General features: G+C 54.1%; 21 protein-coding genes. 10 read left to right on the forward strand and 11 right to left on the reverse strand.

Going from position 1 to position 20990, the window contains the following annotated elements; genetic code table 11:
- Positions 1-286: 286 nt before the first annotated feature.
- The 3 genes from B1H58_RS20715 to rlmA all read left to right on the forward strand — a co-directional run bounded on the left by B1H58_RS20715 (position 287) and on the right by rlmA (position 1619).
- Positions 287-454, forward strand: coding sequence for a DUF2627 domain-containing protein (locus B1H58_RS20715; RefSeq protein ID WP_103058347.1), 168 nt, complete (start codon positions 287-289; stop codon positions 452-454).
- On the forward strand, positions 441-650 hold the full coding sequence (gene cspE, locus B1H58_RS16260) for a transcription antiterminator/RNA stability regulator CspE (RefSeq protein WP_004386688.1): 210 nt from the start codon (positions 441-443) through the stop codon (positions 648-650). Before B1H58_RS20715 ends, cspE begins: the two co-directional genes overlap by 14 nt.
- A 162-nt stretch (positions 651-812) precedes the next feature.
- On the forward strand, positions 813-1619 hold the full coding sequence (gene rlmA, locus B1H58_RS16265; RefSeq protein WP_085071507.1) for a 23S rRNA (guanine(745)-N(1))-methyltransferase: 807 nt from the start codon (positions 813-815) through the stop codon (positions 1617-1619).
- Between the two features lie 9 nt (positions 1620-1628).
- Here the strand turns inward: rlmA and mntP are convergent, their stop codons facing one another.
- From mntP to manX, 5 genes are all read right to left on the reverse strand, one after another.
- Positions 1629-2198, reverse strand: a complete 570-nt coding sequence (gene mntP, locus B1H58_RS16270; protein ID WP_085072344.1) for a manganese efflux pump MntP — start codon at positions 2196-2198, stop codon at positions 1629-1631.
- Between the two features lie 381 nt (positions 2199-2579).
- Positions 2580-3038 carry a DUF986 family protein gene (locus B1H58_RS16275; RefSeq protein WP_085071508.1) on the reverse strand — a complete coding sequence of 153 codons (459 nt, stop codon included), beginning with the start codon at positions 3036-3038 and terminating at the stop codon, positions 2580-2582.
- A gap of 85 nt (positions 3039-3123) precedes the next feature.
- Positions 3124-3972, reverse strand: a complete 849-nt coding sequence (locus tag B1H58_RS16280) for a PTS mannose transporter subunit IID (protein WP_085071509.1) — start codon at positions 3970-3972, stop codon at positions 3124-3126.
- 11 nt (positions 3973-3983) lie between these two features.
- Positions 3984-4790: a PTS mannose/fructose/sorbose transporter subunit IIC gene (locus B1H58_RS16285; protein ID WP_085071510.1), complete on the reverse strand. Its 807-nt coding sequence runs from the start codon at positions 4788-4790 to the stop codon at positions 3984-3986.
- A gap of 65 nt (positions 4791-4855) precedes the next feature.
- A complete protein-coding gene (manX, locus tag B1H58_RS16290; protein WP_085071511.1) occupies positions 4856-5818 on the reverse strand; it encodes a PTS mannose transporter subunit IIAB in 963 nt (320 codons plus the stop codon).
- A gap of 520 nt (positions 5819-6338) precedes the next feature.
- On the opposite strand from manX, the gene B1H58_RS16295 reads away from it, so the two are divergent.
- A complete protein-coding gene (locus B1H58_RS16295; protein ID WP_085071512.1) occupies positions 6339-7904 on the forward strand; it encodes a TerC family protein in 1566 nt (521 codons plus the stop codon).
- A 30-nt stretch (positions 7905-7934) separates the two neighbouring features.
- On the opposite strand, the gene B1H58_RS16300 is transcribed toward B1H58_RS16295, so the two are convergent.
- The 4 genes from B1H58_RS16300 to pabB all read right to left on the reverse strand — a co-directional run bounded on the left by B1H58_RS16300 (position 7935) and on the right by pabB (position 13368).
- Positions 7935-9497 (reverse strand): EAL domain-containing protein, encoded by a 1563-nt coding sequence (locus tag B1H58_RS16300; RefSeq protein WP_085071513.1) that lies wholly within the window; start codon positions 9495-9497, stop codon positions 7935-7937.
- Between the two features lie 294 nt (positions 9498-9791).
- The gene (locus tag B1H58_RS16305) at positions 9792-11156 is read right to left on the reverse strand and encodes an L-serine ammonia-lyase (RefSeq protein WP_085071514.1); all 1365 of its coding nucleotides are present in this window, start codon (positions 11154-11156) and stop codon (positions 9792-9794) included.
- Between the two features lie 267 nt (positions 11157-11423).
- Positions 11424-12008: a CoA pyrophosphatase gene (locus B1H58_RS16310; RefSeq protein WP_085072345.1), complete on the reverse strand. Its 585-nt coding sequence runs from the start codon at positions 12006-12008 to the stop codon at positions 11424-11426.
- Positions 11986-13368, reverse strand: a complete 1383-nt coding sequence (gene pabB / locus B1H58_RS16315) for an aminodeoxychorismate synthase component 1 (protein ID WP_085071515.1) — start codon at positions 13366-13368, stop codon at positions 11986-11988. The genes B1H58_RS16310 and pabB overlap by 23 nt, the downstream gene beginning before the upstream one ends.
- 161 nt (positions 13369-13529) lie before the next feature.
- On the opposite strand from pabB, the gene B1H58_RS16320 reads away from it, so the two are divergent.
- Complete coding sequence (locus tag B1H58_RS16320; RefSeq protein ID WP_085071516.1) at positions 13530-13718, forward strand: YoaH family protein; 189 nt, start codon at positions 13530-13532, stop codon at positions 13716-13718.
- Here B1H58_RS16320 and B1H58_RS16325 read toward each other — a convergent pair whose 3' ends face one another.
- A complete protein-coding gene (locus B1H58_RS16325; RefSeq protein ID WP_085071517.1) occupies positions 13719-14072 on the reverse strand; it encodes a RidA family protein in 354 nt (117 codons plus the stop codon). It abuts the gene before it with no gap.
- A gap of 152 nt (positions 14073-14224) precedes the next feature.
- On the opposite strand from B1H58_RS16325, the gene B1H58_RS16330 reads away from it, so the two are divergent.
- The 5 genes from B1H58_RS16330 to rnd all read left to right on the forward strand — a co-directional run bounded on the left by B1H58_RS16330 (position 14225) and on the right by rnd (position 20663).
- Entirely contained in the window at positions 14225-16135 is a 1911-nt protein-coding gene (locus tag B1H58_RS16330; protein ID WP_085071518.1) for an ATP-dependent DNA helicase, read from the forward strand.
- Between the two features lie 57 nt (positions 16136-16192).
- The gene (gene tsaB, locus B1H58_RS16335; RefSeq protein ID WP_085072346.1) at positions 16193-16894 is read left to right on the forward strand and encodes a tRNA (adenosine(37)-N6)-threonylcarbamoyltransferase complex dimerization subunit type 1 TsaB; all 702 of its coding nucleotides are present in this window, start codon (positions 16193-16195) and stop codon (positions 16892-16894) included.
- Between the two features lie 59 nt (positions 16895-16953).
- Positions 16954-17544: a Slp/YeaY family lipoprotein gene (locus B1H58_RS16340; protein WP_085071519.1), complete on the forward strand. Its 591-nt coding sequence runs from the start codon at positions 16954-16956 to the stop codon at positions 17542-17544.
- 203 nt (positions 17545-17747) lie between these two features.
- Positions 17748-19427, forward strand: a complete 1680-nt coding sequence (fadD, locus tag B1H58_RS16345) for a long-chain-fatty-acid--CoA ligase FadD (protein ID WP_157130198.1) — start codon at positions 17748-17750, stop codon at positions 19425-19427.
- A gap of 108 nt (positions 19428-19535) precedes the next feature.
- Positions 19536-20663 carry a ribonuclease D gene (gene rnd, locus B1H58_RS16350; RefSeq protein ID WP_085071521.1) on the forward strand — a complete coding sequence of 376 codons (1128 nt, stop codon included), beginning with the start codon at positions 19536-19538 and terminating at the stop codon, positions 20661-20663.
- A gap of 54 nt (positions 20664-20717) precedes the next feature.
- Here rnd and minE read toward each other — a convergent pair whose 3' ends face one another.
- On the reverse strand, positions 20718-20987 hold the full coding sequence (gene minE / locus B1H58_RS16355; protein ID WP_085071522.1) for a cell division topological specificity factor MinE: 270 nt from the start codon (positions 20985-20987) through the stop codon (positions 20718-20720).
- Positions 20988-20990: the final 3 nt, after the last annotated feature.

Consider the following 20990-nt stretch of genomic DNA (forward strand, 5'->3'; position numbering starts at 1 on the left):
GCCATAATTATGCAATATTCTTCCGTTACAGTGAGAAGCGGCGAAGGTAAAAACTGAGACGCACATCTCTTCAGGCCCACAGGCTGCTGGATTTCACTGTTGGACGGCAACGTAGTACGCCCGGGCGAAGGGGCGGCGTTTAACGTTTCTTAATGCATAAAACTGCAAACCTTGTAATGAATTCACAATAAGTGTGCGGCAGGTCGATCACCGTTTAAAAATTACTTGCCATAAATTATCGGATATGTGATAACGCTATTAAGCAAAACGAGGTACAGCTCTGTTTATGTATGGCATATTCAGTAAAGAAGTAATGAGTAAAGACGTTGACGTTGAATACCGCTTCCTTGCCGAACCTTATATTAGTGCCTCATTCAGTAATGTCTCTGGTTTTCTGTCAGTCGCCTTCGGGCAAATAAACATTCTAAGGAATTACAAAGATGGCAAAAATTAAAGGTCAGGTTAAGTGGTTCAACGAATCCAAAGGTTTTGGCTTCATTACTCCGGCAGACGGCAGTAAAGATGTGTTCGTTCACTTTTCTGCTATCCAGGGTAATGGTTTCAAAACCCTGGCCGAAGGCCAGAACGTCGAGTTCGAAATTCAGGATGGTCAGAAAGGTCCGGCTGCGGTTAACGTTGTCGCTATCTGATAGCCTGTTTTTCTTTTCACGCGGTTTTTTGTTTACTGCGTAAAGATAAGGCAAAGGCCCTGGTCAATGACCGGGGCCTTTCTTTTTTGACGGCTTTTGGCGGATGACGCTGTTGCCTGCAGCGTGTAAACTGCGCGCCTGATTCAGCCAGAGAAAGAGACCATGGATTATCTTTGTCCCCTCTGTCAGCAGCCATTAACGCTGGTTCATCACAGCTGGCGCTGCGCGCAACAACATCAGTTTGATCGGGCAAAAGAGGGCTACGTTAATCTGTTGCCGGTGCAGCATAAGCGCTCCAAAGAGCCCGGCGACAGCGCAGAAATGATGCAGGCGCGTCGGCAGTTCCTGGATGCCGGTTACTATCAGCCGCTGCAGCAGCGAGTAGCTTCTTTATTAGCGCAACAGCTACCTGCGAAAGCCCGCATACTGGATATTGGCTGTGGCGAAGGTTATTACACCGCAGCGGTGGCCGATGCATCGGGAGAGCAGGCCAGCGTTTGCGGGCTGGATGTGGCTAAGGTGGCGATTCGGGCTGCGGCAAAACGCTATCGGCATATCGATTTTTGCGTTGCGTCCAGCCATCGTCTGCCTTTTGCCGATGCTTCCCTGGATGGCGTTTTACGCATTTACGCGCCCTGTAAGGCTGAAGAGCTGGCGCGCGTGATCCGCAGCGGTGGCTGCTTGTTAACCGTAACGCCTGGTCCACGCCATCTGCTGCAGTTCAAAGCGCTGATCTATTCGCAGGTGAGATTGCATGATACGCAGCAGGAAGTGCTGCCAGGATTTACGCTGGAACTGGAACAGCAGCTGGCGTATCCGTTAACGTTAAGCGGTGCGGATGCGGTAACGCTACTGCAAATGACGCCGTTTGCCTGGCGCGCCAGCGCGGACGTATGGCAAGCGCTACGCGACAGTGCGCAATTCAGCAGCGAGGCGGATTTTATCGTACGTCTTTGGCGCCGTAGTTAATTGATAATGTCAGGCGAAATGCGTCCAGAGGATCTGCGCGCCAATGGCGATCAGCACTGCGCCGCCGAGCAGTTCAGCGCGTTTGCCCAGCAGCGGGCCGATCAGGCGCCCGATCAGCATACCAATGGTGGTCATGGTAAAGGTGGAGAGGCCAATCAGCAGCGCGGTCAGAACAATATTGACCTGCATAAACGCCAGGCTCACGCCAATTGCCATCGCATCCAGGCTGGTGGCGATAGCGGTGGTGACCAACAGGCCCAGTCCATGCTGTTTTACCGGTTCACAGGGCGCTGCCGTGACGGGCTGCTGGCGGCAGCCTTCAATCAGCATACGTCCGCCTAAAAAACAGAGCAGGGTAAAAGCGATCCAGTGATCCCAACGGGCGACGAAGTGGGTAGCGAACTGGCCAAGCGACCAGCCGACCAGCGGCGTCAGGGTTTCAATAACCCCAAAAATAAGCCCGGTGCGCAGCGCTTCGCGCAGTTGTGGACGTTGCAGGGCGGCGCCTTTACCGATGGCGACGGCAAATGCATCCATTGACATGCCAAAGGCAAGAATAAGCAGAGCGGAAAAAGTCATCGAAGTCGTAACCTCGGCTGGGAATACCATAACCTGACGCGCCTTCCCAACCAGACAGGCACATCGGTCAATGGTCTCGCCTACCGTAAAAGGTCGCACGCGCCACGTTGCTGTAACAACGAGTATGTTGACAGGTGCATTTCTGTATTAATAACAGAAATCGGCTACTCCCCAGGAACGGCGCTCACCTTACCACATTATCTTTTGTCGTCAAAATAAAAATAGTGTCACGACAGCTTGTATGGATATTATATGTTGCGCTGATAACAACAGGTAAAAATAATCCTGATAATGTTAAGGGAATGATGTTGAAATAAAAAAGGCACACACTTTATGTGCAATGTTATAGCCTGTTGAATATGCCTTTTGCTATATTTTATCTTATTGATTTTCAACCATTACATGGTAAATTTTTTCCAGATCGTCCAGTTTACTGACCCTGATTAACAGGTTTCGCTGTTCCAGTTGAATAACCAGAATGCCATCCTCTGATAAATTCATACCTTTTATACGGTCATAATTAACCCAGGCATTCGTGAAGAAAAGGCCCTGTTTTTTTAGTAATAACTGTGGAGTGCGGATCCATGAGAGATAAACCGAAACGACAATGAGTGCCAACAATAATGTCGTGGTTATTACGGGTCCCTGTTGGGTGACGTTATTATAAATAAGAATCATTATCAGGCCGATAAAAATAATATTATCGACTTTGCTGCGGCGCTGTAGGGGAACCTGCAGCAGCGTTGGGCCGTGACGACGCGGCATTATCCACTGATCGTAAATGGCGTACAGCAGCAGCAAGGCGATAAACAGCACCAGAACAATGTCAGTTAACGACATAAAGACTCCTCAGATAACGCCGGCAGACGGAGCTGAATAAAAAAACGGCCAGCCGTGGCAAGCGACTGACCGTCTGAAACGCGGGTTACAGGCCCAGCAGGCCGATCCAGTAACCAAAAATACCGATCGCAAAGAAGCCAATGATGATCCACAGCGCGTTCACTTTGCGGCGCAGCAGCCACATACAGCCAAAGGTAAGCAGCAGCGGCACCAGCCCCGGCATCAGCTGATCCAGAATCGACTGTACCGTGGTAACGGTGGTTTTACCGGTTTGGTCGGTAATACGTGAAACCACCAGCGGGATGTTAACGTGGGTCCATTTGTTAACCAGCGCCCCCATAACAAACAGGCCAAGAATAGACGCCCCCTCCGTAAGCTTTTGCAGGAAGCCGCCACCCATATCATTAACGATATCTACCCCTTTTTTGTAGCCATACGCTACGCCGTAGTAACGAAACAGCAGACGTACCGCGTTAAACAGCACAAAAAACAGTAGCGGGCCAAGCAAACTGCCGGTCATGGCGATACCGGCACCCAGCGCAGCGAAGACCGGACGCATGGTGCCCCAGAATATGGGATCGCCGACGCCCGCCAGCGGTCCCATCAGGCCCACTTTGATGCCGTTGATCGCGGCATCGTCAATGGGCGCGCCATTGGCCCGCTGCTCTTCCATCGCCAGCGTGACGCCCAGGATAGGCGCGGCCGGATAGGGATGGGTGTTAAAAAACTCCAGGTGCCGCCTGATGGCCTGACGGCGCTCTTCATTATTTTCCGGGTAAAGCCGACGGATAGCGGGAACCATCGAGAAGCAGAAGCCCAGCGCCTGCATACGTTCGAAATTCCACGAGCCCTGAAAAAGATTGGAGCGCAGAAAGACGCTACGCACATCGCCGCGCGTCAGTTTTTTTGCCGTTGCTGTAGTTGTATCTACCATTTGCATACCCCTTAATCTAATTCGTTATCCAGGTCGTTCCGGGCCGGGCCTGAGGCAGGCGCAGCGCCACCAGCGGCACGGTTATATTTGGGACTGAGCTGAATATAAAGCGCAGCCATTACCGCGCCAATCACGCCCAGCGCAACCAGGTTGAAATCGGTAAAGGCGGCGGTAACAAAGCCCAGGTAGAAAAACGGCATCAGATAGCCAGCGCGCATCATATTGATAACCATCGCATAGCCCACTACCACAATCATGCCACCCGCAATATTCAGACCGTTGGTAACCACTTCCGGGATGGCGTTCAGCATATTCTGGACCGCGTCGGTACCTACCGATACCGCCACAATCACTGCGGGGATAGCGATACGCATTGCCTGCAGAATCAGCGCGGTGACGTGGATCCATGAAATGGCGGTGAGGTTACCTTTATCCGCCGCTTTATCTGCCGCGTGCTGGAAAGCAACGGTGATAGTACGCACGATAATGGTTAATACCTGACCTGCAGCGGCCAGAGGGATCGCCAGGGCGATACCGGCACCGATGCTCTGACCGCCGGCAATCACCAGGATGGTGGAAATGATCGAGGCCAGCGCGGCGTCCGGTGCGACGGCTGCGCCGATATTCATCCAGCCCAGCGCGATCATCTCCAGCGTACCGCCGATAATAATGCCGGTTTTCATATCGCCCAGCACGGCGCCGATTAAGGTACAGGCGACCAGCGGCCGGTGAAACTGGAACTCATCCAGAATGGATTCCACACCGGCAATACAGGCGACAATAAACACCAGCGCAATTTGTAGAGTGGTGACTTCCATTGCACTTCTCCTGTGACAGAGTAAAACTACATGAAACCTGAAATATCAGGCGCGTGGGATGGCGATCAGTGGTTCATTTTGGCGATCAGATCCATCATTTTCAGTCGTGGATCGTTGGAGACTTTTCTGACTTCCAGTTCGATACCGCGAGCGTTGAGTTTTTTAAACGCTTCGATATCTTTGTCATCCACAGAAACAGCGTTGTTGACCTGCGTTTTCCCCTGGCGGAAGGCCATGCCGCCGATGTTGACTGATTTCACCTCAACGCCCTGCTCAACGACCCGCACCACATCGGTCGGATTGGTGAACAGCAGCATGACGCGATCGTGGGCATACTTTGGGTTATTCCAGACGCGGACCATTTTATCGATATCTACCACGTGCGCGCTGACGCCTGGCGGCGCCACCTGGGTGAGCAGCGTTTTACGCACCTTATCGGCCGCCACTTCATCACTAACGACGATAATGCGGTTAACGTTGGTCTCCTTGGTCCAGCGCGTCGCCACCTGACCATGGATCAGACGGTCATCAATACGTACCAGACCGATTTTCATATGATCTTCCGGACCCAGCACCGGCTGCGGCGCGGCTGAACGCGCAGGGGCCGCTGGCGCCGCAACCGCTTCCGGCGCTTCGGCTTTCAGCGCTTTCACGCCTTCACGGCCGGTTTCCACTGCAATGGCGACCAGCTCGTCAAAGGCAGGATCGTCATCCCGCGCCATCAGGGTTTCCACCAACATAGGAATGTTGACGCCCGCAATAACCTCATGCTGCTGTTTATCCACGACGATACGGCTCGCCGCGTTGAACGGACTTCCTCCCCAGGTGTCGACCAGAAAAAGCACGCCTTTGCTGGTATCGAGCTCAGCGAGACGCGCGTGGTATTTTTCAATCAGGGTTTCAGCATTTTCACCTGGCACGAAATCGATCCAGCCAATGTTTTGCTGCTCACCTAATAGCATTTCGGCGGTTTTGAGCAGCTGCTCCGCCGCCCAACCGTGTGTGCCGATTACAATAGCAATAGTCACTTGCTACCTCCGTTTTCATTATTGAGCGATTCAGTCCAAAACCGATTCGCCAACGCTGTTATCCGGGCGTTGCTGTTTCAACGGTAATGAACATGCAGGCCTTGCCGTCAGCGGAGCGCTTCTTTTTATATAACTGACAACCTAAAGATAACTTCGGGATTTATTTTAGTGAGTGAAAAAATAAATTTTGTGACCCGCCTCAGTTATTTACAGGCTTATCATTTCGAAACGAATAATTAATATAAGTAATCAAGATGCGTAAATTTTTATTAACTATGAGAAATTATTTTGACGACCCTGTGTCAACTGCTAATATCATTTCCTCTTTTTCAATACAGGAGTAACGGGCCTCAGCCCTCCCTATGGACTGTCACCGACGTCTTTTATTCACGCCACCGGGTCATCCGGCTTCTTTGTTAACGCCTTCTGGCGTCACCCTCGGTTCTGCTTTCCTGTTCTGCCGCGCTACGGTTGTTGAACCCGGCGTTCGGTTTTCCTGCTGCATTTTTCGGAGTCTGTTATGGAATTTCTTTTAGACCCTTCGATTTGGGCCGGTCTGCTGACGCTTATTGTTCTGGAGATCGTGCTGGGGATTGATAACCTGGTTTTTATCGCCATTCTCGCCGATAAGCTGCCGCCAAAAGAGCGTGACAAAGCGCGTCTGATTGGCCTGTCGCTGGCGCTGCTGATGCGTCTGGGCCTGCTGTCGTTAATCTCCTGGATGGTAACCCTGACGCGACCGCTGTTCAGCATTGGGCAGTTTAGCTTTGCCGGACGCGATCTTATCCTGCTGGCGGGCGGTCTCTTTTTGCTGTTCAAGGCCACGATGGAGCTGCATGAGCGGCTGGAAAACCATCCGCACGACAGCAACGGCAATAAAAGCTACGCCAGCTTCTGGGCGGTGGTGGCTCAGATTGTGGTGCTGGACGCTGTTTTCTCGCTGGATGCGGTCATTACCGCCGTGGGCATGGTGAACCATTTACCGGTTATGATGACCGCCGTGGTGATCGCGATGGGCATTATGCTGCTGGCCTCCAAACCGCTCACCAATTTCGTGAATGCGCATCCGACCGTGGTAGTGCTCTGTCTGAGCTTCCTGCTGATGATTGGTCTGAGCCTGGTAGCTGAAGGGTTTGGTTTCCATATTCCTAAAGGGTATCTCTATGCGGCGATTGGCTTCTCGATTCTGATTGAGTTGTTCAACCAGATCGCCCGGCGCAATTTTATCCGTCATCAGTCGCATCGCCCCATGCGTGAACGTACCGCAGAAGCGATCTTACGTCTGATGGGCGGACGTCGTGGCGGAGCAGCAAGCGTGGAAGCGGGGCAGAGTACCGTAGAAAATCCAAAGCTGCCGCAGGAAACCTTCAAGGATGAAGAACGCTATATGATTAACGGCGTATTAACGCTGGCCTCGCGCTCGATTCGCAGCATCATGACGCCGCGCGGAGAGATTTCCTGGGTGGATGCCACTAAGCCACTGGATGAGATCCGCATGCAGCTGCTGGATACGCCGCACAGCCTGTTTCCGGTTTGCCGTGGCGAGCTGGATGAGGTTATCGGCATCGTGCGTGCCAAAGATCTTCTGGTGGCGCTGGAGCAGGGCATGAATATTCATACTTTCGCCGCCTCATCGCCGCCGCTGATCGTCCCGGAAACGCTGGACCCCATTAACTTACTGGGCGTGCTGCGTCGGGCAAAAGGCAGCTTTGTGCTGGTGACCAATGAATTTGGTGTGGTACAGGGGCTGGTGACGCCGCTGGACGTGCTGGAAGCAATCGCCGGTGAGTTCCCGGATGAAGATGAAACGCCAGATATTGTTGTTGATGGCGATAGCTGGCTGGCAAAAGGCGGCACCGATTTGCATTCGCTGCAGCAGCGGCTCGACTACTTCGATCTGGTTAAGCCAGGCGATAATCACGCTTCGCTGGCCGGCCTGCTGATTGCGCAGAAAGGTCAGCTTCCGTTGCCAGGGGAGACGATCGATATGCCGCCGTTGCATTTCATGATTGTCGAAGCGACCGATTATCGTATTGATTTGGTGCGTATCATCAAGGATCGGCCGCAGGACGAAGAAGAAAGTTAATGCGATTGCCGGGACAGCGCGTCCCGGCAGTTACTCTGGCAGGCTGGCCTGATGCTGAGCCAGCCATGCCGGAAATGCTTCCAGCGGCATCGGACGAGCATAGTAGTAGCCCTGTAAGGTATCCACGCCGCGCTGGCGCAAATAGCTGGCCTGCTCGGCAGTTTCCACGCCTTCCGCCACCAGTCTGATATGCAGTCGCTGCGCCAGAGAAATTACCATATCGGTTACCGTTGCGTTAATCGCATCGGTGCCAATGGCAGCGGTAAAAATCTTATCCAGCTTCAACACATCCGGGCTTAGGGTTTTCAGATAGGAAAGCGAGCTGTGGCCGGTACCAAAATCGTCAATCGCGACCCTGATGCCTGACTGTTGCAGCTGGGCCACCACACTTTGATCCATCAACGGCAATGCATCACGCTCCGTTAACTCCACCACTAATCGTGGTAGCGGATTAGCCGGCCACCAGATTTTTTGCAAGTCATCAATAATGGCCTGGTTATGAAAATGGCTGGCGGCAACGTTAATAGCAATATGAAAATCAGCGGTATGCGGCAGTTGCGGCAAATGGCGCACGGTTTCGTTAAGGACAAAGCGGGTCAGTGGAGCAATAAGATTATGTCGCTCGGCCAGCGGAATAAACAGATCCGGCGGTATCCAGCCCTGACGCGAGTTATGCCAGCGCAGCAAGAGCTCAATGCCGTCGCAGTTACCGGTGCGGCTATCGATAAGCGGCTGGCAGTACACCATAAATTCATGCGCAGAGAGACCATAGCCGATTTGCCAGGAGAAGCTCATGCGGTTAGCTGTCGCCAGCCAGACAATATAGCCGGTTAGCAGGCTAAGCAGCAGGGCGAGCGGCAGCTGTGAAGGCAGTGACAGCAAGGCCAACTGGGTAGGCGCTGGTCCGTACAGGATAATGGTAAAAGGGTAGCGCAATGAGCTCTGTTGATAGCTGACTTCACCTTCTGCCGGGCGGGTATTTTCAATTAGCGGATTACCATACTCCAGGCTTTTGCCACCGATATTAAACACCGCGCGCTCTACCCAGGGCTGCGTTGGCTCCAGCAGATAGCGGCTCATCAATTCGATATTGATAACCTGCAAAATGCCGCTGCGATTATCCAGCGAACTGGCGGTCCAGAGCAGTAAAATCGGCGATCCTTTAATCAGAACGTTGTCCACGCCCAGCGTCATGCGCTGATTATCTACTGCCAGTTCGGGGTAAGTTTCATTGAAGATGAGCGATTGATCGCCAAACACGCTGGAGCAGTAAACACGATTCTTATCCACTAACAGGATGGCACGCACGGTTTGCATGGCGGAGATTTTTTCATGCAGCAGAAAGCGGATATCGTTGCATTTAAGCCCAACCAGGCCGACGGTATTATTTGCTGCTACGTCCAGCGGTGAGAAAAGGCGATCGAAACGCTGAATAGCGTTACTGGCAAACTGTTGCGACTGCTGCTCTATCCGCTTTTTTTCTTCTAAGTAGCGAAAAGTGAGTGTAAGGATAAGCACCAGTGCAGCGACTATCGACGCGATAAACAGCCTTTTACGGCGAAGTTGTCCAATAATCTGCTGGGATATTTGCATCCGTAGCCACCCTTTACACCCAAATAAAATTCCGACATTTCCATATCGGCATCAGCGGCATTAAGTTTAGCGACGTTGGAGAAAAAGACGCGTCTGTGGGAGTAAGCGTTGGGCCTCAGAGAGCAACAGCAAGCCGTCCCGGCTGAGTCGTGATGAAGCGTCCTGAAAGAGGAATTAATAAAAGGAGCCTGCGCATGCAGGGCAGCCACACGACACCTGATATCCATGTGCGGGCACCAGGTACCTTATAATAAGCCTGAGCCGCGCTCAAAATGCGGCTCAGGCAAGTGATATTTAATCGCACTGCACCTTAATCGCCAGGCCACCGCGTGAAGTTTCACGATATTTGGCGTTCATATCTTTGCCGGTCTCGTACATCGTCTCGATCACTTTATCCAGCGACACACGCGGCTCGCTGGTACGGCGCAGCGCCATGCGCGCCGAGTTAATCGCTTTTACCGAGGCGATAGCGTTACGCTCGATGCAGGGAACCTGCACCTGGCCGGCAACCGGATCGCAGGTCAGACCAAGGTTATGCTCCATACCGATCTCTGCGGCAACGCATACCTGTTCCGGGCTGGCACCTAACAGCTCCGCCAGTCCTGCCGCCGCCATGGAGCAGGCCACGCCCACTTCGCCCTGGCAGCCGACTTCCGCACCGGAGATGGAAGCATTCATCTTATACAGCGTGCCGACAGCACCCGATGCCAGGAAATAGCGAATGAAAATATCGGGGCTTACCGATTCGATAAAATGGTCGTAATAGGCCAGCACCGCAGGCACGATGCCGCAGGCACCGTTAGTCGGGGCAGTAACAACGCGTCCACCGGCAGCGTTCTCTTCATTCACCGCCAGCGCAAACATATTCACCCAGTCGATAACAATCATCGGATCGTTAGAGTGCTTGCCGGAAGAGACCAGCATCCGACGCAGCGCAGCCGCACGGCGCGGAACCCGTAGCGGGCCAGGCAGTACGCCTTCGGTATTCAGTCCGCGATCGATACAGTCGCGCATTGTCTGCCAGACGGCAGCAAAATAGCTCTCAATCTCCTGGCGACTATGCAATGCCAGCTCATTCTTCATCACCAGGCCGGATACAGAAAGCCCGGTTTCGCGGCAGTGCGCCAGCAGCTCTTTCGCCGAGTTAAACGCATAAGGCACCGAAACTTCATCCAGCACCGGTTCGCCAAAATGCTCGTCATCAACGATAAAACCGCCGCCAATGGAGTAATAGGTTTTACTGTAGATGCAGGTTTCGCCAGCAAACGCATGGATACGCATAGCGTTCTCATGGCGTGAAAGGTTTTCGCTGCGGAAATTCATGCCGCCTTCGCGCGGAAAATCGACCTCATGCTGACCGTTTGCCAGCAGCAGACGCTCGCGCTGTTCAACATCACGAATAAAGGCAGGGATCGCATCAATATCCACGCTTTCAGGCGAGGCGCCGGAAAGCCCCATAATAATGGCGATATCGGTATGGTGTCCTTTACCGGTGAGCGAAAGCGAGCCGTACACTTCCACGGCGATGCGCGTAACGTCCAGTAACCGGTTATCCCGGCTCAAATCATCGACAAACTGTTTGCCGGCTTTCATTGGGCCCAGGGTATGGGAACTCGACGGGCCAATGCCGATCTTAAACATGTCGAAAACGCTAATCACGCTATACGCTCCTTAACTATTAATCTCGCAGCGAAATGCACTGCCTGTATACCTGTCATGCTTCACGTTAAAGCCGAACGAAAACCCGTTGCGCTGGCTGGCTGCCTGAACCTGATTAATGCGAAACACCTCAGAAACTTCCTGATGAGTCGGCGCGCCAAATATAACTATTTTGTGGGAATAGGGAAGTGATTTGGATCGCTAACCCAGGAAAATTTAGTGAAAAATCACGGAAAGGGTACTTTTTGCCCAACATTTATTTGGTTATCACGTCGCCAGTTCCGGCATTATCTGTAAGCTAAGCTGGCGGATAATGCCAGCCGTCATGCCCCAGACAAAATAGTCCTGATACCAGGATAGCCAGACCTGATGCATCATGCCTTCACGGTGAATCTCCAGCGACGTATAACGTGAAAGACGCAGCGCCTCCTGCAATGGCATTTCAAAAATGGCATCCACTTCATCAGCGCTGGGCTGGAGCGGCAGATCGGGCGGAATAATCCCTACTACCGGCGTTACCTGAAAGCCGCTGCTGCTGCCTACCACGGGTAAGGTGCCAATAAGACGCACATCCTGCGCCTGCAGCGCGATCTCTTCCTGTGCCTCACGCAATGCGGTAAAGCACAGAGAGGGATCGCTGGCATCGCGCATGCCGCCGGGAAAAGCCACCTGGCCTGCATGCTTGCGCAGCCAGGGCGCACGGCGCGTGAGCAGCAGACCCGGCTCGGGGCGGGCAACAATCGGCACCAGTACCGCCGCCTGGCGACGGGCGGGCAAAAAACCGGGCGACGGCGGTGGAGGCTGGAGCTGGAAACGGGTCAGAAAACTATCAAGCGTCAGCGGCAGGGTCATCAGGCGCACCATCCTCCAGCAACGGTAAAATGCGGCCCAGCTTATGCAACGTCTCCTGATATTCCAGTTCCGCCTCGCTGTCGGCAACGATACCGCCGCCTGCCGCACAGTAAAGCTGACCGCGTTCCGCAATCAGCGTGCGAATGGTAATGCTGCTGTCCATTCTGCCGCAGCAGCTCAGATAACCGATGCTGCCGCACCAGGCGTTACGGCGCTGCGGCTCTAACGCTTCAATGATCTCCATCGCCCGTACCTTGGGGGCACCGGTAATCGATCCGCCCGGAAAGCAGGCACGCAGCAGATCGCAGGCGCTCAGCTCCGGCTTCAGGCGGGCGCGGATGGTACTGACCAGATGATGTACGGCAGGAAAAGGTTCAACCACAAACAGCTCCGGCACCCGCACGCTGCCTGGCACCGCGACGCGGCCAATATCATTACGCAGCAGGTCGACAATCATCAGGTTCTCGGCACGATCCTTTTCCGATTCCGCCAGTTTGCGCGCCTGCAACCGATCGGCCTGCTCGTCCGCCAGACGCGGCAGCGTTCCCTTAATGGGCCGGGTTTCGATAACATCGTGCTTTAACGAAAGGAAACGCTCCGGCGACAGGCTAAGAATAACGCTATCCGGCAAACGTAAAAAGGCGCTAAAGGGCGCACGGTTGCTCTCATTAAGTCGCTGAAACGCCTGCCATTCATTGCCTTCATAGCTTGCCTGAAAGCGTTGCGCCAGATTGACCTGATAGCAGTCGCCAGCCTGCAGCCAGGCCTGAATACGCTCGAAACGCTCACGGTAGCCTTCCGGCGTCATGTTTGACTGCCAGCGGCGGGTCAGACGAAACGGCGCAGCGATCGGTGGCGGCAGGTTATTCAGCCAGCGCAGCCGCGCATCTGCGGGCTGATGATCGACCAGCGTAAGCGTTTGATGCTGATGATCAGCTATCAACGCCCAGTTATAGATGCCCGTCGCCATATCTGGCGTGGCGATATCCGCAATGGCCTGCTGCGGCAGGCGTTCAAACCGGCGCCCTAAATCATAACCAAACAGGCCAAGCGCGCCGCCCTGAAACGGCAAATCGTCACGCGGCGCAACCGCAGAGAGCAGGCTGGCCTGCTCTGCCTGCAGTAAGCTCAGCGGATCTGCTGCTGATTCGGTGACAACGTCACCTTTACGGATGCGGGTTACCTCTCCGTGTGTCTCCAGCGTGGCAACAGGGTCAGCCACCATAATATCGAAACGGCTGTCAGGATGGTCGGCAGAACCGGAGCTGAGCAGCATCGCCCAGGGCAAATGGGCGACGCGACCAAAGAGTTCAGAAAGCGCATCAGGTGTATAGGGTAAAGCGTGGTAGACTACAGGCATCACTTTTAGCAGCGTTAGTGGTGGTCAAACGGCAAGCCTGGCATATTTTTTCGCTGCTGGCATCTGTTTGTTTACCGTAAAATATTCATGCGGCTGACCAACCCAACGCGCGGGAAGTTCAGGCACGTTGTTGTCCGTTTCAATTAATAACAGGAGCCATTATGTCTACAGGTTTACCGGCGTTAAGCCATGAACAGCAGCAACAGGCGGTGGAGCGTATCCACAAACTGATGGCCGAAGGAATGAGTAGCGGAGAGGCCATTACCCGTGTGGCCCAGGAGATCCGCCAGACGCATACTGGCGGACATGTCGCAGCACTCTTCGAAGAAGATGAGGATGATGAGGCCTGATCAGGCGGGATTGAGCGCGGCAATAATTTTAATTTCTACTTTATATTTTGGGTTCATTAAACCGGCCTGAACGGTGCAGCGCACCGGGGCATTGTCTGGTGAAACCCAGGCATCCCAGGCCCGGTTCATCGCGGCAAAATCCGCTTTATCAACCAGAAAAATAGTGGCGTCCAGAATGCGGCTTTTATCTGAACCCACGCGAGTCAGCAACCGGTCGATAACCGCCAGCGCATTCGCCGTTTGCGCTTCAGCATCTTCATCCAGATTCTCCGGCACGCTGGTGTAATAGACGGTATCGTTGTGGATCACCGCTTCCGACATACGATGTTCAGGATCAATACGGGTAACTGACATAGCTTATTTCCTTATTCCGTTTTTTCGCCGTTAGCCTGGCACAGTTAAGCCTGCGCTGTCATTAAAATGAGGACGGGGTGATGCTTTTGCCGCCAGCCGCTCGAATTATTTCAGGTATAATCAGGCCGTTTTAACGCAACCAGAGAGGATATGTGGCAGACGATTTTGCAGCCGATGGCGCTTTAGCGCAGGCAATACCCGGTTTCCGGCCGCGTGAGGCGCAGCAGCAAATGGCCGTAGCGGTCACGCAGGCGATTGAGCATCGCGGCGAGCTGGTAGTAGAAGCGGGAACCGGCACGGGAAAAACCTACGCCTACCTGGTGCCGGTATTACGTGCCGGCAAGAAAGCGATTATCTCCACCGGATCAAAAGCGTTACAGGATCAGCTTTACAGCCGCGATCTGCCAAAAGTGGCGAAGGCGCTGGCGTATAAAGGTAAAACGGCGTTGCTGAAAGGGCGCTCTAACTATCTTTGCCTTGAACGGCTGGAACAGCAGAGCATGACCGGCGGCGAGCTGACCGTCCAGACCCTCAGCGATCTGGTTTATCTGCGCCGCTGGGCCAGCGAAACGTCGGATGGCGACATCAGCGGCTGTAGCGGCGTGGCGGAAGACAGTGCAATCTGGCCGCTGGTGACCAGTACCAACGATAACTGCCTCGGTAATGATTGTCCGCTCTATAAAGATTGCTTTGTGGTCAAGGCGCGTCGTCGGGCGATGGATGCCGACGTAGTGGTGGTTAACCACCATCTTTTCCTGGCAGATATGGTGGTTAAAGAGAGTGGATTTGCTGAACTGATCCCCGAAGCGGACGTGATGATCTTCGACGAAGCGCATCAGGTGCCCGATATCGCCAGCCAATATTTTGGTCAACAGCTCACCAGCCGACAGCTGCTGGATCTGGCGAAAGATATTACCATCGCCTATCGCACCGAAGTGCGCGACGTCCAGCAATTGCAAAAAGCGGCCGACCGGCTGGCGCAAAGCGCTCAGGACTTCCGTCTGGCGTTAGGCGATCCCGGTTTTCGCGGCAATCTGCGCGAGATCCTCAGTGACCGTGATGTACAGCGCGCCCTGACATTGCTGGATGATGCGCTGGAGCTGTGTTATGACGTGGCGAAAATGTCGCTGGGACGCTCGGCGCTGCTGGACGCCGCCTTCGAGCGGGCTTCACAGTATCGTAATCGCCTGAAGCGATTAAAAAATATTAGCGAGCCTGGCTTTAGCTACTGGTATGAATGTAGTTCGCGACATTTTGTGCTGGCGCTGACGCCGCTTTCGGTTGCCGAGCGCTTTCGTGAAGTGATCAGCGAACGCCCGGCTGCCTGGATCTTTACCTCTGCCACGCTGGCGGTAAATGAAAAAATGACCCACTTTATGGATCGGCTTGGCGTGCATCAGGCGCAAAGCATGATCCTGAACAGTCCGTTTGACTATGCGCGTCAGGCTTTGCTTTGTGTGCCGCGCGATCTGCCGTCGCCTAACCAGCCGGGCGGGGCTAAACAGTTGGCGCGCCGCCTGCTGCCGCTGATCGAAGCGAATAATGGCCGCTGCTTTTTCCTCTGTACTTCGCATCAGATGATGCGTGCGCTGGCGGAGGAGTTTCGCGCCAGCCTGACGCTGCCGGTGCTGCTGCAGGGCGAAACGGGCAAAGCGCAGCTGCTGAAACAGTTTATTGAGGCGGGCAACGCGCTGCTGGTGGCAACCAGCAGCTTCTGGGAAGGGGTAGATGTTCCCGGCGATGCGCTGTCGCTGGTGATTATCGATAAACTGCCCTTTACCTCGCCAGACGATCCCCTGCTAAAGGCGCGTATGGAGGATTGCCGCCTGCGCGGAGGCGATCCTTTTGATGAGGTGCAGTTGCCCGATGCGGTGATCACCCTGAAGCAGGGCGTTGGACGCCTGATCCGCGACGTGGAAGATCGTGGCGTGCTGGTTATTTGCGATAACCGCCTGGTCATGCGGCCTTATGGCGCAGTATTTCTTAATAGCCTGCCGCCCACGCCACGTACCCGCGATCTGCAGCAGGCGGTCAGCTTCCTGCATCGTCCCGATGAGAAGTAATTCCCTGGTGGCTGTGCTAAGATGCGCGCCGAAAAAAATTTCTCGCCTGAGGTTGTTATGTCCGCGCGAATTTTAGCTCTTGATACTGCTACTGAAGCCTGTTCGGTAGCGCTGTTGCTGGACGGTGTCGTTGACGCCCATTTTGAACTTTGCGCACGCGAACATACGCAGCGTATTCTGCCAATGGTAGAAGAGATGCTGACGCGCCATCAGATAACGTTGTCGCAGCTGGACGCGCTGGCATTCGGTCGTGGGCCGGGCAGTTTTACCGGCGTACGCATCGGCATTGGCATTGCGCAGGGACTGGCGTTTGGCGCAGGCCTGCCGCTGCTGGGTATTTCCACGCTGATGACCATGGCGGAAGCCGCCTGGCAGCATCATGGCGCTCGCCGCGTGCTGGCGGCGATTGATGCGCGCATGGGGGAAGTCTACTGGGCGGAATATCAGCGCGCTGATGATGGTCAGTGGCAGGGCGCCGCGAGTGAGGCGGTGCTGAAGCCGGAAGCGGCGCTGGCGCGGATGCAGCAGCTTTCTGGCGAATGGATGACGGTCGGCACTGGCTGGGCCGCCTGGCCGCATCTGATGGCGGAAAGCCCGCTGACGCTGCACGCCAGCGATATTACCCTGCCTGCGGCGGAGGCGATGTTGCCGTTGGCGCAGCAGCTCTGGCAGCAGGGCGCTGCCTTACCGCCGGAGCAGGTGGAACCCGCCTATCTACGCAATGAAGTGGCATGGAAAAAACTACCGGGACGTGAATAGACTGGCGGCAACTTATTTATTACGCAATAGTCTAATCAGGCAGGTTTCTGGAGAAAGCTATGCGTAAATATCTTAATAACAAAGCAGCTCTGCTGGTAGCTACGCTGCTGCTGGCTGGCTGCGTGACCGTCCCGGATACCGTTAAAGGTCGTTCGCCTGTGCCGCAGCAGGATTTGCTGCGGGTTATGAACGCCCCTCAGCTTTATGTCGGACAGGAGGCGCGCTTCGGCGGTAAGGTGGTAAAAGTCACTAACCTTAACGGCCGCACGCGACTGGAAATCGCCACTCAGCCGCTGGATGACACCGCGCGGCCCCGATTGAATGCCGCCTCGGTTGGTCGTATCTGGGCCGATATCAACGGCTTTGTCGATCCGGTTGATGTGAATAACCAAATGGTAACGGTGGTCGGCACCATCAGGGGCAGTGAAAAAGGCGAGATCGGCAAGGCCAGCTACAACTTTGTGGTGGTAGATGTCGCGGGCTATCAACGCTGGCGTTTACAGCAGCAGGTTGTTATGCCGATGCAGCCGATCGATCCCTGGATCTGGTATGGTCCGGGACGTCACCATCCTGGTTTCTGGGGGCCAGGCCCCTGGGGCAACTATTACAACTCCGGTCCGGTACAGGTGCAAACTATCCTGACGGAATAAACATCCTGGTAGTAATGATTAGCGGCCCGGTCGCATATTATGTGACCGGGCCATTTTATTGTTAAAAAACAAAAAAATTTAGTGATGGGCTTCGCAGCCTGAACGGCAGGTGTCAGGCATACTGGTACAATGAGTTAAAATATTGTTAACAACAGCGGGCCGAGGCTGCGATGGCGAATAAATATGATTTCCGAGGTGAATCCTTGAATAAGGTCTGGCTGAACCGTTACCCCGCCGATGTACCGGCGGAGATTAATGCCGATCGTTATACGTCGCTTATCGATCTTTTTGAGCAGGCTGCCCAGCGTTACGCCGATCGTCCAGCTTTTATTAATATGGGTCAGGCGATGAGCTTCCGTAAGCTGGAGCAGCGTAGCCGGGCGTTTGCCGCCTATCTGCAGCAAACGCTGGGGCTAAGCAAAGGCGATCGGGTGGCCATTATGATGCCTAATCTGCTGCAATATCCGATTGCGCTGTTTGGCATACTGCGGGCCGGTATGGTAGTGGTGAATGTAAACCCGCTCTATACCCCGCGCGAGCTGGAGCATCAGTTGAATGACAGCGGCGCGAAAGCGATCGTTATTGTTTCTAACTTTGCCCATACGCTGGAAAAAGTTGTGGCGAAAACCTCGGTCAGACACGTTATTCTGACCCGTCTGGGCGATCAGCTTTCGCCCGCGAAAGCCACGCTGGTTAATTTTGTGGTGAAATATATCAAGCGGCTGGTACCGAAATATAACCTGCCAGATGCGGTCTCATTTCGCAGCGTGCTGCAGCAGGGCGCACAGCTGGATTATTTCCGACCGGAACTACAGAATGACGATCTGGCTTTTTTGCAATATACCGGCGGCACCACCGGTGTTGCCAAAGGAGCCATGCTTACCCATCGCAATATGCAGGCTAATCTTGAGCAAACCAAAGCCACCTATGGCTCACTGCTGCGCGACGGCAAAGAGCTGGTGGTCACGGCGCTGCCGCTCTACCACATCTTTGCGCTGACCGTAAATTGCCTGTTATTTATTGAGCTGGGCGGGCAAAATTTGCTGATTACCAACCCGCGTGATATTCCCGGCTTTATAAAAGAGCTGAGCAAATATCCTTTTACCGCCATCACCGGGGTGAATACGTTATTTAACGCCCTGCTGAATGATAAACATTTCCAGCAGCTCGATTTTTCCGCGCTGCGTCTGTCGGCGGGCGGGGGGATGTCGGTACAGAAAGCGGTGGCGGAGCGCTGGGAGAAGCTGACCGGGCACTATCTGCTGGAAGGTTATGGGCTGACCGAATGCTCACCGCTGGTTTCGGTTAACCCTTATGATATTACCTGTCATAACGGCAGCATCGGTCTGCCTGTGCCCTCTACCGAGATCAAGCTGGTAAATGACAACGGCGTGGAAGTGGGAGCAGGAGAGCCGGGCGAGCTCTGTATCAAAGGGCCGCAGGTTATGACCGGCTACTGGCAGCGTCCGGATGCCACCGATGAAGTGCTAAAAGAGGGCTGGCTCTATAGCGGCGATATCGTTACCGTCGATGAAGAGGGCTTTTTGCGTATCGTCGATCGTAAAAAAGATATGATTCTGGTTTCCGGCTTCAATGTCTATCCGAACGAGATTGAAGATGTGGTAATGCAACATCCGAAAGTGCGCGAGGCGGCGGCCATTGGCGTACCGAGTGACCTTTCTGGCGAAGCGGTGAAAATCTGTATCGTGAAAAAGGACCCCTCTCTGACCAAAGATGAGTTGATTGCCCACTGCCGTCGTCATCTCACCGGTTATAAGGTGCCGAAAATCGTTGAGTTTCGCGAAGAGTTGCCTAAAACCAATGTGGGTAAAATCCTGCGACGCGCGTTGCGTGACGAGATAAATAAAGCGCCTGCCGCCTGATGCCGCGAGTATGTTAAGCTATGGATGTAAACGCCGGTTAATCCGGCGTTTACATTGTATTCATCAGCATTAGCAACGCAAACGTACCGCTGGCAAGAGAGCAAGCATTTGAATTACACCTATATCACCACTAATGAGGCGCTGCAGGCCTGCTGTGACGCTGCGCGTCAACACCGTGCTATTGCGCTCGATACCGAGTTTGTCCGCACCCGCACCTATTATCCGCAACCTGGCCTGCTGCAAATTTATGATGGCGAACAGATCACGCTGGTTGATCCTCTGACCATTACCCAGTGGCAGCCGCTGATCGATCTGCTAAGCGACGCCAGCATAACGAAATTCCTGCACGCCGGTAGTGAAGATCTTGAAGTCTTTCAGCACAGCTTCGGGGTCATGCCAACGCCGCTGATTGACACGCAAATCCTCGCTGCTTTTAGCGGACGTCCGCTATCAATGGGCTTTGCAGCGATGGTCGAAAACTTTACCGGTGAAGTGCTGGATAAAAGTGAATCACGCACTGACTGGCTGGCGCGTCCGCTTTCTGCCCGTCAGTGTGAATATGCGGCCGCCGATGTGTTCTGGCTGTTGCCGATTGCCCACACGCTGATGGATGAAACCGCAGCGGCAGGGCAGCTGGATGCGGCGCGCAGCGAATGTCTGCTGCTTTGCCAGCGCCGTACTGAAACGCTGCAGCCGGAAGAGGCGTATCGGGAAATCAGTAACGCTTCGCTGCTGCGTCCGCGTCAGCTGGCGGCATTACAGCGCCTGGCGGCCTGGCGTCTGAAACTGGCGCGCGAAAAGGATATGGCGGTTAATTTTGTCGTACGCGAAGAAAATCTCTGGAAGGTAGCGCGCTATCTGCCGGGTTCGCTCGGCGAGCTGGATCACTTAGGGCTGAGCGGTCACGAAATCCGTTTCCACGGCAAAACGTTGCTGGATATGGTTAATGAGGCTAACGCGCTGCCGGAAGAGAGTCTGCCGGAGATGCTGCTCAATATTAACGATCACCCGCACTATAAAAAAGCGTTTAAAGCGCTGAAAGCAGTAGTGCTGGAGGTCAGCGAGCGCAGCGGGCTGAGTACCGAACTGCTGGCGTCACGCCGTCAAATCAACCAGCTGCTGAGCTGGCACTGGCAAATCAAACCGCGAGAAAAGCTGCCTGAGCTGGTAAGCGGATGGCGCGGCGAATTGATGGAACAGGAAATCAAACAGGTACTGGCGGACTATCCGCAGTAGCCTGCATAAACTTTCCCCTGCGTAAGGCAGGGGAAGGTCAGGAATGAAGACGAATCATTTCGCGGTTTCTTCCATTTCTGGCAGCGTCACGTTCAATTCCAGTATCGAAATATCATCACCGCGCTGATCCAGCTGTACCGTTACCATCTCCGGATCAATCTTCACATATTTGCAAATCACTTCCAGAATGTCGCGCTTCAGCTGGGGAAGGTAATGGGGCTCACTATCGCCCCTCCTGCGTTCAGCTACGATAATCTGCAGCCTTTCCTTGGCTATGTTAGCAGTGTTCTTTTTACGGGATAAAAAGAAGTCAAGTAAGGCCATGGT

The organism is Pantoea alhagi, from assembly GCF_002101395.1.
GTDB classification, from domain to species: domain Bacteria; phylum Pseudomonadota; class Gammaproteobacteria; order Enterobacterales; family Enterobacteriaceae; genus Mixta; species Mixta alhagi.

Excerpts from the sequence above, each read along its gene's own strand:
- B1H58_RS20715 (WP_103058347.1), top strand. The coding sequence starts at position 287 with ATGTATGGCATATTCAGTAAAGAAGTAATGAGTAAAGACGTTGACGTT.
- B1H58_RS16275 (WP_085071508.1), bottom strand. The coding sequence starts at position 3,038 with ATGTCGTTAACTGACATTGTTCTGGTGCTGTTTATCGCCTTGCTGCTG.
- B1H58_RS16340 (WP_085071519.1), top strand. The coding sequence starts at position 16,954 with ATGCGTAAATATCTTAATAACAAAGCAGCTCTGCTGGTAGCTACGCTG.
- B1H58_RS16295 (WP_085071512.1), top strand. The coding sequence starts at position 6,339 with ATGGAATTTCTTTTAGACCCTTCGATTTGGGCCGGTCTGCTGACGCTT.
- B1H58_RS16285 (WP_085071510.1), bottom strand. The coding sequence starts at position 4,790 with ATGGAAGTCACCACTCTACAAATTGCGCTGGTGTTTATTGTCGCCTGT.
- pabB (WP_085071515.1), bottom strand. The coding sequence starts at position 13,368 with ATGCCTGTAGTCTACCACGCTTTACCCTATACACCTGATGCGCTTTCT.
- B1H58_RS16300 (WP_085071513.1), bottom strand. The coding sequence starts at position 9,497 with ATGCAAATATCCCAGCAGATTATTGGACAACTTCGCCGTAAAAGGCTG.
- B1H58_RS16325 (WP_085071517.1), bottom strand. The coding sequence starts at position 14,072 with ATGTCAGTTACCCGTATTGATCCTGAACATCGTATGTCGGAAGCGGTG.
- cspE (WP_004386688.1), top strand. The coding sequence starts at position 441 with ATGGCAAAAATTAAAGGTCAGGTTAAGTGGTTCAACGAATCCAAAGGT.
- B1H58_RS16280 (WP_085071509.1), bottom strand. The coding sequence starts at position 3,972 with ATGGTAGATACAACTACAGCAACGGCAAAAAAACTGACGCGCGGCGAT.
- minE (WP_085071522.1), bottom strand. The coding sequence starts at position 20,987 with ATGGCCTTACTTGACTTCTTTTTATCCCGTAAAAAGAACACTGCTAAC.
- rlmA (WP_085071507.1), top strand. The coding sequence starts at position 813 with ATGGATTATCTTTGTCCCCTCTGTCAGCAGCCATTAACGCTGGTTCAT.
- tsaB (WP_085072346.1), top strand. The coding sequence starts at position 16,193 with ATGTCCGCGCGAATTTTAGCTCTTGATACTGCTACTGAAGCCTGTTCG.
- B1H58_RS16320 (WP_085071516.1), top strand. The coding sequence starts at position 13,530 with ATGTCTACAGGTTTACCGGCGTTAAGCCATGAACAGCAGCAACAGGCG.
- mntP (WP_085072344.1), bottom strand. The coding sequence starts at position 2,198 with ATGACTTTTTCCGCTCTGCTTATTCTTGCCTTTGGCATGTCAATGGAT.
- B1H58_RS16310 (WP_085072345.1), bottom strand. The coding sequence starts at position 12,008 with ATGACCCTGCCGCTGACGCTTGATAGTTTTCTGACCCGTTTCCAGCTC.